We start from the raw sequence: 12,128 nt of genomic DNA, 5'->3' as shown, positions 1-12,128 counted from the left end.
TCAGAACTTGAGCGCCGGGCAGCTGTCGTCCGTCATGTAGTCGTGGACCTTCAGCTCGCCTGCCTTGATCTTGCCGGCCGCTGCGTTGACAGCGGCTTCCATGTCGGCGGTGATGAGCGGACGGTTGTTGTCGTCCAGCGCATAGCCGACACCTTCAGCCTTGAGGTCCATCACCACGATGCCCGTCTTCAGCTCGGTGCCTTCCTTGAAGGCCTCGTAGACGGCGTTGTCGACGCGCTTCAGCATCGAGGTCAGCACCTTGCCCGGGTGCAGGTAGTTCTGGTTGCTGTCGACGCCGATCGACAGGATGCCTTCGTCAGCGGCGGCTTGAAGCACACCGATGCCGGTCCCGCCGGCAGCGGCATAGATCACGTCAGCGCCCTGCGCCTTCTGGCCCTTCGCCAACTCTGCGCCCTTGACCGGGTCGTTCCAGGCGGCCGGGGTGGTTCCGGTGAAGTTCACGACGATCTTGGCATCCGGGTTCACCGCCTTCACGCCCTCGGCATAGCCGCAGGCAAACTTGCGGATCAGCGGGATGTCCATGCCGCCGATAAAGCCGACCGTGCCAGTCTTGGAGGCCTGCGCGGCCAGCATGCCGACCAGATAGCTGCCTTCGTTTTCGGTAAAGACCACCGAACGCACGTTCGGCTGCTCGACGACCATGTCGACGATTGCGAACTTGGTTTCCGGGAAGTCCGGAGCGACCTTGTTCAGCACGTCCCCGAAGGCAAAACCGGTCATCACGACCGGGTTGGCGCCCGATTCCGCCAGACGTCGAAGCGCCTGCTCGCGCTGCGCTTCCGACTGCATCTCGAGCTCCTTGAAGGTGCCGCCGGTTTCCTGCGCCCAACGCTGCGCGCCGTTGAAGGCGGCTTCGTTGAAGGATTTGTCGAACTTGCCGCCCAGGTCGAAAATGATGGCCGGATCGGCAAGCGACACACCTGCCGTAAGCGCAAGCGTCGCTGCCGCGCCGAGAAGCGTTTTCATAAGGGTCATGGATCTCTCCCGGTTGATAATTCTTGCCGTCGACCGTTGCGACGGATCGCGGTGATTTAGGGGCCGAACCGCTTTGGTGGTCAAGGGAGATTCTGACGCGTCCCCGGGCAGGCCGATCGAATGTTTGACTTTTCGATCAAACTCCGCCGCCGCCTGGCAAGGCTGACCGGCGCATCACCAGCGCGTCGATGCGCTGGCCGTCAGGGCGCAGATAGTAACCCTTTCGGCGACCTGCTTCGGCAAAGCCCGCCGACGCATAAAGAGCAAGGGCGGCACTGTTGTCGGCGGCGACTTCCAGATGGACCGTGGTCGCGCCGGCAAGCGCCATTTCATCCAGCAGGTTCGCCAGAAGGAGCGAACCGATCCCATTGCGGCGGGCAGCGGGATTGACGGCGATGGTCAGCACCTCGGCCTCGTCAAGCACCACACGGCCGAGGGCAAATCCGTCCGGCAGTTCCACTGACAGGATGGATGGCTCGGCCAGAAGCGCCGCGAATTCCGGTTCGTTCCAGGGGCGCGGGGTGACGAAGCTGGCTGCGTGGATTTCTGCCATCCGCGACGGGGTCATGGCAGGATGACCGGCGGCGGATCGGAGGATGGCGCGGCGTCTGCGGCGCGAAGATAAAGTGGAGCGGGACGCGGCTGCGGCGTGCCTCTCCGCGCCTCAGCGATCAGGGCAATGGCAACCGCAAGCGGGTGGGCGGGCGCAACTGCGGTGCCTCCTAGCGCAGTTGCAGCGGCCTCGGCGACGTGACCGACGAAGTGGCGCCCGCGAAGATTGTCGGGCAACGCGGACAGGTCCGCTTGCATCGGCGACAGGTCTTGGGCAGCGAGCCAGACCGCGTCACGGCGGGCGTCTACCAAGGTGACCACCGGCGCGGAAAGACCGAATGAGAGCGCATCGAAGGTAGTGACGCCGATCGCGGGGATGCCGAGCGAAAGGGCCAGACCGCGCGCGGCAGCAACAGATATGCGCACACCGGTGAAGTTGCCGGGCCCAGTTCCCACGCCGATCGCGGAGAGGTCGCGCCAGGTCAGCCCGGCTTCGGCCAACACTTCCTCCAGCATCGGCATGAGGCGTTCGGCTTGCCCCTTTTCCATCGCCTCGGTGCGGGAGGCGAGAATTTGACCGTCCGATACGACAGCGGCCGCGCAATGCGCGGCCGACGTATCGAAGCCGAGGACAGCATCCGTCATGTCGATCTCAGGCGGCGACGGGGCGGACCTCGATCACTTCCGGGATGTAGTGCCGCAGGAGGTTCTCGATCCCCATCTTCAGCGTGAGCGTCGAGGACGGGCAGCCAGCACAAGCCCCCTGCATGTGCAGATAGACGATACCGCGATCGAAGCCGTGGAAGGTGATGTCGCCGCCATCCTGAGCAACGGCCGGGCGCACGCGGGTATCGAGCAGTTCCTTGATCTGCAGGACGATCTCTTCGTCTGGTCCACCGTCATGCGCCGTGTGCCCCGAGGCCGCCTCGCCTTCCATGACTGGCGCGCCGGACTGGTAGTGTTCCATGATCGCCCCAAGGATCGCGGGCTTCACATGGTCCCAATTCGCGGCTTCGGCCTTGGTCACGGTCACGAAGTCGCTTCCGAAGAACACGCCGGTGACGTTGCCGGTCGCGAAGATTCGGTTGGCAAGGGGCGAGGCCTTTGCCGCTTCTGCGGTCGGGAAATCGGCAGTGCCGATTTCGAGCACGGTCTGCCCGGGCAGGAACTTCAGGGTGGCCGGGTTCGGGGTGGACTCGGTCTGGATGAACATGGCGCTTCTCCGACTATTCCAGTCGGATATGCGCCCCGGGAGGGCAGGAGTCAAGATTTGGAACTATTCTAGTTCGGCGCCGAACAGACTTAGAAGGAGTTTGCGGCGCCCCTCGTGGGTACCCTCGATCAGGTGATCGCCTCGAGCCGTTCTTTCGACATATCGCCCGGCACGATCGTGATCGGCACCGGCAGGCTGCCAGAGTTCTTCGACATCTGCGTCACCAGCGGGCCGGGGCCGGATTTCTCGAGGCTCGCGCCAAGAACCAGCACGCCGATTGCCGGGTCCTCGTGTATCTGCGCGAGGATCTCGGTCACAGGATCGCCTTCGCGGATCACCAGTTCCGGGTCGACCCCTTGCTTGTCGCGCATCCATTTGGCGAAGACCTCGAAATGGGCGACGATCCTTTCGCGCGCTTCCTCGCGCATCAGGTCGGCGACGCCCATCCAGGTGCCGAACTCCTCGGGTTCGATGATCGACAGAATCTGCACACCGCCGCCCGTGTGCGAGGCCCGAAGCGCGGCGAACCGCATGGCGTTCAGGCATTCTCGGCTATCGTCCAGTACGACAAGAAACTTGCGCATGGCCCCTCTCTTCCGGGAGGGATCATGGCGTGCAGGCGCGTGGCTGTCCAGCGTTCGTCAGGAGAAAAAGGCCCCCGGACCTGGCTCGTCCGGGGGCGAATTCGGGACACGGCAGCAAGGGCCGGGGTAGAGCCGCTGGCAGCAATCAAGAGCAAAGGCGCGGTCCCGAAGGGCGTGGGGCAGCCCCGGGTCACATTGGCAGGGATTTGACTCGATTCTGTGACGTCCTCACCGCGAAAGACGGCGGAGATGGCGGAACGCTGCCCCCTTGAGCGCCCCGATCAGCAGGAGGGTGATCGAACCGATCAGGCCCAAGAGACCGCTGATCAGTTCCCATGCCGTACCGGTCAGCCGCATGGTCGAACGCATCAGCCGGGCCGGGCCGAGCACCTCGGCCCGGGCGACCGCGCGGGGACCGAGCGCCTCGGCCGCGCGAGCCATCTGGCGAGCCTGCGGGGCGTCGTCCACATAGCGCACCAGGTGCAAAGCAGAAGTCGGCCCGGTCGCGGCTCCGATCCTGCCGATGTCCGAGGCGACGTCGGCAAGGGGCTGGAAGGCATCTAGCCGCACCGCCCCTGCCAGACTTTCGACCGAGCCGTCGATGCGGGTCAGCGCCTTCCAGTCCACGCCTGTCCGTACTGCGGTCAGCGCCATCCTTTCGATTCCTGGTGAGAGGATCTTCATCCCCCGCGCAAGTTTGGCTGCCGCAGCGCCGAGCTTGAGTGTTTCTGATGTGCCGCCGGTGAACAGGACCAGCGCCGTCGCGCCAAGGCCCACGACCGACAGCCCGAGATCGACCTCGTCCACGTCGTCGCCGGCAAGATAGTCCCGTCCCGCCTTGACCACGCCACGGACGTCCTCGACCGGGGTGACTAGGATTGGCAACTTGCAGATCATCGCGTTGGACAGCGAACAGCTGGAAATGTCCCATGCGCAAGAGGCGCAGTCGCCTGCCATGTTGGCCAGACTTCCATCCTCGGCCTTGGCAAGTTCATAGGCAGTGATCAGCACTGGCGGCAGGACCACACCCTGTTCCGTCGCCGCATCGCGCAGGGCGGTCAGTGTCGCCCAGTTGCGCGGGTCCTCGGCCAGCCGGGTCTCGATGAGCTCAGTCAGCCGCTCGGGCGTCGCCGCCCGGGCCATCATCACGTCCGTCACCGCTACGATTTCCTCGGCCGAGCGTTCGCGGAGCGGCGCAAGCTGGTCCGACATCGCGATCTGGCTGGCCGCGATCAGCGTGAGGATAAGCGACCCTGTCATGCAGGCCGTCAGGATCGCCCGCGCCAGCCGCTTCACCAGCTCAGACCGGGCGCGAACGGACCATCCCGACGATGTCGTAGACTTGCTCTAGGATCGGCCGGGCGATGGCATCGGCACGAACCGCACCTTCGCCGAGAATACGGTCGATTTCGGCGGGGTCCTGCATCAGCCGGTTCATCTCGGTCGTGATCGGTTCAAGCTTGGCCACGGCAAGATCGGCGAGCGCCGGCTTGAACGTGCCGAACTGCGCGCCTGCGAAGTCGTGGATCACCTTGGCCGCGCTGTGGCCAGACAGCGCGGCATAGATGTTCACGAGGTTGCGCGCCTCTGGCCGGTCCTTCAAACCGTCGAGGTGATCGGGCAGGGGTTCGGGGTCGGTCTTGGCCTTGCGGATCTTCTGGGCGATCACGTCGGCGGTGTCGGTCAGGTTGATGCGGCTCTGGTCCGAGGGGTCAGACTTCGACATCTTCTTGGTGCCGTCGCGCAGCGACATCACGCGGGTCGCCGCGCCCTCGATGATCGGCTCGACCACCGGGAAGAAGCTCACGCCGTAGTCATGGTTGAACTTGATAGCGATGTCGCGGGTCAGTTCCAGATGCTGCTTCTGGTCCTCGCCCACCGGCACCATGGTTGCCCTGTAAGCAAGGATGTCGGCCGCCATAAGCGACGGATAGGCGAACAGTCCCAGGCTTTCCGCTTCGGCGTTCTTGCCAGCGGTCTTGTCCTTCCACTGGGTCATGCGGCCCATCCAGCCCATGCGCGCGACGCAGTTGAAGATCCAGCCCAGTTCGGCATGGGCCGAAACCTGGCTCTGGTTGAAGAGGATCGAACGCTTCGGGTCGATGCCGGCGGCGATAAAGGCGGCGGCTGCTTCACGCGTCTGCTGGCGCAACTTCGCCGGGTCTTGCCAGACGGTGATCGCGTGCATGTCCACGAGGCAGTAGATCGTCTCGATCCCCTCGTCCTGCTTCTCCACGAAACGCTTCAGCGCCCCTAGATAGTTGCCGAGTGTCAGGCCGCCCGAGGGTTGGATCCCCGAGAAGATGCGCGGCGCGAAGGTCTGAGGCGTTTGGACCGGCTCAGTCATGGTGTGGCTCCGTTTCGTAGGACTGGCTTGCAACTCTGCTGGAAAGTCTGGCCGTCAGGGCTTATCGCTGAGGCCAAGGGCCGTCAATGAAGCCCGTCACCCGGAGGCACAGATGCAGCGCGACCCGAATGCCGCCCCCTTGAACCCGCTTCCTGCGGCAGTCTGGGCGATTGCCCTGCCGATGATCGCCATGGAGGTGGTGCTGAGCCTCGGTGCGGCCGGGCTGGTCGGCGGCCCCGATGCGATTGGCTGGCGACTCGACGCGGTACAGCGCTTTGCCTATTCGCCCGACTACATGCGGCAGATGATCGACCTGCATCAGTATCCGCTTCAGGGCGTGATGCGACTGGTCACCTATCCCTTCGTCCATCTGAGTTTCACCCATGCGCTGTTCGTGCTTGTGATCCTGCTGGCGCTTGGAAAGATGGTCGGCGACATCTTCCGCTGGTGGGCGGTGCTGGTCGTGTTCTTCGGTTCGGGCATCGTTGGGGCGCTGGTCTACACCGCCATTCCGACGATGAAGGCTCCGCTAATCGGAGGATATCCGCCAGTCTATGGCCTGATTGGCGCCTTTACCTTCCTGATCTGGATGAGGCTTGCCGCGCAGGGAGCGAACCGTTTTCGCGCGTTCACCATGATCGGCTTCCTTCTCGGCGCGCAGTTGCTGTTCGGGCTTCTGTTCGGGGGCGGCTGGGAATGGGTCGCAGACCTTGCTGGCTTCGCGACCGGGTTCCTGTTGTCCTTCATCGTCAGCCCGGGCGGCTGGCGGCAGGTCGTGGCCCGGCTGCGCCAGCGCTGAGACAGGCGTATATGGGCGCGGTTTGTTCGATCCTTGGCCGAGCCCAGGCAATGCGGCCAGCAGCGGAATGGCCGAACCGCCCTTGGATCGGGTTCTTCGGATCAGGCACGGCGCCGGCGCAGAAGGGCGCGGAACTCGGCCAGGCGGAAGGCGCCCAAGAGGGTGCCAAATCCGAAATAGGCCACTGCGCCGATCAGGACGAGTGCAAGCAGCGCGAAATAGCGGACGAAGGGCATGCCAAGCGCCGGGCCCAGCAGGATAGTCGCCCCCCAGAGTGCTGCCCCCATAATCAGCGATGCCGCGACAAGGCGCGGAAGACGGTGCCGGAACCGGGCATCTGTCTGGGCTGCTTCGCCCATCGGACGGGCGCCGCGCCAAAGCTGCCAAACCATGACCCAGCCCGAGACGGTCGTCGCAAGTGCGGCGGCCATGAAACCGATGACCGGCATCATGCCGACAGCGAAGGCGACGTTCACGATCATCGAGATGACGGCATAGCGAAATGGCCGGCGGGTATCTTCACGCGCGTAGAACAGCGGTTGCAACACCTTGTGCAGCACAAAGGCGGGCAGCCCGATCCCGTAGGCTGCAAGTGCGATGGCGGTATTGGCCGCGTCGTCCGAGGTGAAGGCGCCGCGCTGGAACAGCACGGTTGATAGCGGCATGGCGATGACGACAAGCGCCACAGCGGCGGGCAGCGTCAGGGCAAGTCCGAATTCGAGCCCCCGGTTGAAACTGTCGCGGCCCCCTTCGATGTCGCCCGCCCGCAACCGTCGCGAGAGGTCGGGCAAAAGAACGGTGCCGATGGCGATCCCGACCACGCCAAGCGGCAACTGGTAAAGCCGGTCGGCATAGGACAGCCAGGCGACGGCCCCCTCGGTAAAGGAGGCGACCTGCCGCCCCACAAGGAGATTGATCTGCACGACGCCGCCCGCCAACACGGCAGGGCCTGCAATGATCGCCAGCCGTTTCAGATCGGGCGTCCAACGCGGGATTCCAGGCGTCAACCGCAGGCCGGCGCGATGCGCGGTGACCCAGGTGAAGGCCAACTGAGCGATGCCGGTGATCGGCACCGTCCAGGACAGGGTCAGGCCCATGTCCCAGCCAAGCCACTGCGCCAGCAGCATCGCGGCGATGAAGATCAGGTTCAGCAAGACCGGCACGAAACCGGCCTCGGTGAAATGGCCAAAAGTAGTCAGAACCCCGGACAGAAGGGCGACCAGCGACACGAAGAGGATGTAGGAGAACGAGATCCTCCCGAACTCGACCGCAAGGTCGAACCGTGCATCGCCGGCAAAGCCGGAGGCCATCGCCCAGACCAGCCATGGCATCAGGATGGTGCCGATCACGGTGAAGGGAATGAGGATCCCCGCAAGTCCGTTGAACGCATCGCGGGCGAAGCCGTTCGCATCCTCGCCCGCCTCGAGTTTCTTGGCATAGAGCGGCACGAAAGCGAAGTTGAAGGCGCCCTCGGCGAAAAAGCGACGGAACATGTTGGGCAGCGAGAAGGCAACGAGAAACGCCTCCGCGACGGGACCGGCGCCAAGATAGGCTGCCATCATCACGTCGCGCAGAAACCCCGCGCCCCGGCTGACAAGCGTCCAGCCTCCGAGGGTCAGGAAGCCTGAGATCAGGCGTTTCTCGGACATCAGCTCCGCGCCCGTTCGGCGCCCTCGGCGATCGCCTGGCGCAGCTTCTTCTCCAGCGCCTCTTGGCGGGATTTCGTATGCAGCTTCAAACCGAACATGTCCTTCACGTAGAAGCTGTCCACCACCTGCGCCCCGAAGGTCGCGATCACGGCGGAGGCGATGTAGATGTTGTTGGCGGCCAGCGTTCGGGTCAGATCGTAGAGCAGCCCCGGCCGGTCACGCGTATCGACTTCGATGATCGTGTAAATTTCCGAACCGTCGTTGTCGAAGGAGATATGGGTCGGGAAGCGGAACTGGCTTTCCCGACGTTTGATCTTGTCGCGGTCCTTCAGCGCCTCGCGCGCGACGACCTCGCCCTTCAACGTCTTGTCGATCATGTTGCGCAGGCGGGGCAGGCGGCTTGCCTCGTAGGGTCGGCCCTCGGCATCCTGCACCCAGAAGACGGCGGTCGCGTAGCCATCCTTCGAGGTATAGGTCCGCGCATCGACGACGTTCGCCCCAACAAGGGCCAGGGCGCCCGCAAGGCGCGAAAAGATGCCGGGATGGTCGGCCAGGGCAAAGCAGGCGCGTGTGGCGTCGCGGGCCACGTCCGGATGCAGGTCGATGCGGATTTCATCGTCCGGCAGGTCGCGCAGCAGCCGGGCGAAAATCACCTGCGTGTCGGTCGAGAGCCCCTGCCAGTAGGGCGCATAGTGGCGGGACACTTCGGCGCGAACATCTCGTCCGTCCCAGTCTGCGAGGGCCTCGCGCAGCGCACGCTTGGCCTCGCCCTCGCGCCGGTCGCGGTTGACAGACTCCAGACCGCCTTGCAGCGCCTCCAGCGTGTCACCGTAAAGCTGGCGCAGCAGCATGGCTTTCCAGTTGTTCCAGGTGTTCGGCCCGACGCCGCGGATGTCGCACACCGTCAGGACCGTCAGAAGGTCGAGCCGTTCGCGCGTCTTCACCGCCTTGGCGAAGTCCCGCACCGTCCGCGGGTCGCTCAGGTCGCGTTTCTGGGCAATGTCCGACATCAGCAGATGATAGCGCACCAGCCATTCGACCGTCTCGGCCTCGTCCACAGGCAGACCGAGACGCTGCGATACCCGCCGCGCGATCTGGGCGCCAAGGATCGAATGATCCTCGGGGCGGCCCTTGCCGATGTCGTGCAACAACAGCGCCAGATACAGGACCCTGCGATTGACTCCTTCGGACAGGATTCTGCTGGCGACGGGCAGTTCCTCGACCAATTCGCCCCGCTCGATCTGCGCCAGGGTCGAGATGCACTGGATCGTGTGCTCGTCCACCGTGTAGTGGTGATAGACGTTGAACTGCATCATCGCCACGATCGGCTCGAATTCCGGGATGAAGGCGGCGAGCACACCGAGTTCGTTCATTCGCCGCAGCGACCGCTCGGGGTTTCCGTGCTTCAGCAGAAGGTCGATGAAGATCCGCACAGCCTCCGGGTCTGAGCGCATCTCGTCGTCGATCAGCTCAAGATTCGAGGCAATCAGGCGCATCGCCTCGGGATGCAAGAGGTACCCCGTGCGCAGCCCTTCCTCGAAGATGCGCAGGATGTTCAGCTTGTCGGCGAGGAAGCCCTTGGGATCCTCGATGTCGATCCGCCCCTGGACCAGCTTCAGGCCCGCCTTCAGTCGTTTGCGCCGGGTCAGCAGGCCACGCAAGGATGAGGCCGGCTTGGCATGGCGCGCCTCGAGTTCGGTCAGGAAGATGCGGGTCAGATCGCCCACCCGCGTCGCCTGACGGAAGTAGTCCTGCATGAAGATCTCGACCGCCCTGCGCCCGCCGGCATCGACGTAGCCCATGCGTTCGGCCACCAGAACCTGCAGGTCGAATGTCAGCTGGTCGGTGGCGCGACCGGTGATGTAGTGCATGTGGCAGCGGACGGTCCACAGGAACTCTTCCGCCCGGGCGAAGCTGTCATATTCATCGCGCGTGAACAGACCGGCGCTGACCAGACCCTCCGCCGAGTCCACCCGGTTGAGGTACTTGCCGATCCAGTAGAGTGTCTGAAGGTCGCGCAGCCCGCCCTTGCCCTCCTTGACGTTGGGTTCAAGGACATAGCGCTGTCCGCCCTGCCGCTTGTGCCGCTCGGCGCGTTCCTGAAGCTTGGCCTCGATGAATTCGGGGCCGGAATTGTGGAAAAGCTCGGCCCAAAGCCGATCTCCAAGCTCGTCCGCAAGCGGCTTGTGCCCGATCAGAAACCGGTGTTCGAGCAGGGCAGTGCGAATTGTGATGTCGTCCCGCCCCAGGCGCAGACAGTCCTTCACGGTGCGGGTAGAGTGTCCGACCTTCAGTTTCAGGTCCCACAGGATGTAAAGCAGGCTTTCGACCACGCTTTCGGCCCAGGGGGTGGTCTTCCACGGGGTTAGGAACAGCAGATCTACGTCCGAGAACGGGGCCATCTCCGCCCGGCCATAACCGCCGACGGCAAGCACGGCGACGCGCTCGGATTCAGTCGGATTGGCCAGGGGATGGATCCGCCGTAGGACCACGTTGAAGGCGGTTTGCACCAGCACGTCGGTCAGGTCGGACTGGGCCTTGACCAGCTTTCGGGCTGCGCGCGGTTCCTCGCGAAAGGCAGCGGCCAGCGCCGCGTTGCCTTCGGAGCGGGTCTGGGCCAGATGCCGAACGGTCGCCGCGCGCACGGTGCGCTGGTCGGCATCGGCCGGAATGTTTTCCGAAATCGCGCGGAAAAGCGCGTCCTTATCGGGAATCGCGGAGTGCATCGCCAGAGGTCGGGGCGCCAGAGCCGCCGGCTCAGAGGCCGGCGCCTCCGAAGGCACGGGGAGCGGGGTCAATGACGACGACCTGACTGTTCTGGATCTGGGCTACGGCAAGGCCGCGCTGGTTTGAGCCATTCGGAAGAAGGCGGAAGATGCCGCCGACGCCAACGAATCCGGACCCTTGTGTGAGCCGCTGAGGCGACAGGGGATTGCTGCCCCCCTGCCGGATCAGCGCGCCGATGGCTGCGATGCCATCATAGGCCAGGCCCGAAACCGGGGGCGGCGCGGCGCCGTAGGCCGCCGAATAGCGCGAGACATATTGCTGGTACAGAGCCGGGTCAGGCAGCGCGAACCAGCCGCCCTGAACGCCCGGCAGCGACACGGTCTGTGGCGGAATATCCCACCGGGTCAGGCCGATGAACTGGCTTGAGGCCGGGTCAAGCCCGTTGTCGCGCAGAAGTTGGGTCAGAAGCGGCAGCGCCCCGGCGGTATCGGCGGTCAGGAACAGCGCGTCGGCCGTGCCACGCGCCGCGGCGGCAATGCCGGGAACCGCACTCACAAGTCCGTTCTGGGAGAATTCGTAGCCCGTTTGCCCGACCACCGTTCCACCCGAACCGCGGACAGCCGTCTCGATCGCCGAACGGCCGATTTCGCCCGCGGCGGTCCTGTCATAGACGACCATCACACGCGGACGGCCATGGGTGACGGCATAGCGTGCCAGGCGGTCGGCCGTGTTGGCGAAGGTCGGACCCAGGACAAAGACGTTGCCACCTGCGATCGCCGGGTTGTTCGAGAAGCTGAGTACGCTCACGCCACTGCCCTTGACGGCAATGCCGGCAGCATTGGCCTCTTCGGCGAAGACGGGTCCGAGGATGATCTTGGCGCCTTCGTTCACAGCCTGTGTCGCTGCTGCTGCGGCAGCCGAAGGTTGCCCACCGGTCGGATAGACCCGCAGGTCGATCTTGGTCGTGCCGAGGTCGGCGATTGCCAGCCGCGCGCCGTTCTCGAGGCTGCGCGCAAGGAAATCGTCGCTGCCCTGCCCGGATCCGGAGGGCACAAGAAGCGCCACTTGCACCGGCGCACCCGGCTCGATCGACGGACCGGTTCCGGATGTGGGGGCGACGCAACCCGCAAGGCCAAGAGCCGTCAGGGCGGGCGCCAGCCTGGCCAGACCCTTGCGGGCGAAAGACAGAACGGACAACATTGAAAATTCCTTCTTCCCCTGAGGCGCCATGACAGCAAAGCCTAAGCGCATAGGCCGGGGA

General features: G+C 64.7%; 11 protein-coding genes. 1 reads left to right on the top strand and 10 read right to left on the bottom strand.

Annotated elements, in window-relative coordinates:
* The 7 genes from L0V05_RS10090 to trpS all read right to left on the bottom strand — a co-directional run bounded on the left by L0V05_RS10090 (position 1) and on the right by trpS (position 5,692).
* On the bottom strand, positions 1 to 996 hold the full coding sequence (locus tag L0V05_RS10090) for a BMP family lipoprotein (protein WP_234870045.1): 996 nt from the start codon (positions 994 to 996) through the stop codon (positions 1 to 3).
* Positions 997 to 1,132: 136 nt separating this feature from the next.
* Positions 1,133 to 1,564 carry a ribosomal protein S18-alanine N-acetyltransferase gene (gene rimI / locus L0V05_RS10085; RefSeq protein WP_234870043.1) on the bottom strand — a complete coding sequence of 144 codons (432 nt, stop codon included), beginning with the start codon at positions 1,562 to 1,564 and terminating at the stop codon, positions 1,133 to 1,135.
* Positions 1,561 to 2,193: a tRNA (adenosine(37)-N6)-threonylcarbamoyltransferase complex dimerization subunit type 1 TsaB gene (gene tsaB, locus L0V05_RS10080; protein ID WP_234870041.1), complete on the bottom strand. Its 633-nt coding sequence runs from the start codon at positions 2,191 to 2,193 to the stop codon at positions 1,561 to 1,563. The genes rimI and tsaB overlap by 4 nt, the downstream gene beginning before the upstream one ends.
* A 7-nt stretch (positions 2,194 to 2,200) precedes the next feature.
* Complete coding sequence (locus L0V05_RS10075) at positions 2,201 to 2,761, bottom strand: NifU family protein (RefSeq protein ID WP_234870039.1); 561 nt, start codon at positions 2,759 to 2,761, stop codon at positions 2,201 to 2,203.
* 128 nt (positions 2,762 to 2,889) lie between these two features.
* Entirely contained in the window at positions 2,890 to 3,345 is a 456-nt protein-coding gene (locus L0V05_RS10070; RefSeq protein WP_234870037.1) for a universal stress protein, read from the bottom strand.
* Positions 3,346 to 3,573: 228 nt separating this feature from the next.
* Complete coding sequence (locus L0V05_RS10065; protein WP_234870035.1) at positions 3,574 to 4,605, bottom strand: hypothetical protein; 1,032 nt, start codon at positions 4,603 to 4,605, stop codon at positions 3,574 to 3,576.
* Positions 4,606 to 4,645: 40 nt separating this feature from the next.
* A complete protein-coding gene (trpS, locus tag L0V05_RS10060) occupies positions 4,646 to 5,692 on the bottom strand; it encodes a tryptophan--tRNA ligase (RefSeq protein WP_234870033.1) in 1,047 nt (348 codons plus the stop codon).
* A gap of 112 nt (positions 5,693 to 5,804) precedes the next feature.
* Between trpS and L0V05_RS10055 the strand changes: the two genes are divergently transcribed.
* Positions 5,805 to 6,491, top strand: a complete 687-nt coding sequence (locus L0V05_RS10055) for a rhomboid family intramembrane serine protease (protein WP_234870031.1) — start codon at positions 5,805 to 5,807, stop codon at positions 6,489 to 6,491.
* Positions 6,492 to 6,592: 101 nt separating this feature from the next.
* Here L0V05_RS10055 and murJ read toward each other — a convergent pair whose 3' ends face one another.
* From murJ to L0V05_RS10040, 3 genes are read right to left on the bottom strand one after another with little or no spacing between them, the layout of a single operon-like run.
* Positions 6,593 to 8,140: a murein biosynthesis integral membrane protein MurJ gene (gene murJ, locus L0V05_RS10050; protein WP_234870029.1), complete on the bottom strand. Its 1,548-nt coding sequence runs from the start codon at positions 8,138 to 8,140 to the stop codon at positions 6,593 to 6,595.
* Complete coding sequence (locus tag L0V05_RS10045; protein ID WP_406565965.1) at positions 8,140 to 10,938, bottom strand: [protein-PII] uridylyltransferase; 2,799 nt, start codon at positions 10,936 to 10,938, stop codon at positions 8,140 to 8,142. Before L0V05_RS10045 ends, murJ begins: the two co-directional genes overlap by 1 nt.
* Entirely contained in the window at positions 10,898 to 12,067 is a 1,170-nt protein-coding gene (locus L0V05_RS10040; protein WP_234870026.1) for a penicillin-binding protein activator, read from the bottom strand. The genes L0V05_RS10045 and L0V05_RS10040 overlap by 41 nt, the downstream gene beginning before the upstream one ends.
* Between the last annotated feature and the right edge of the window lie 61 nt (positions 12,068 to 12,128).

Origin of the sequence: Alitabrizicola rongguiensis, from assembly GCF_021491355.1 — a bacterium.
Taxonomy (GTDB): Bacteria; Pseudomonadota; Alphaproteobacteria; order Rhodobacterales; family Rhodobacteraceae; genus Aliitabrizicola; species Aliitabrizicola rongguiensis.
Note: the sequence above shows the minus strand (reverse complement) of the source record. Positions and strands in the feature narration are given on the sequence as shown.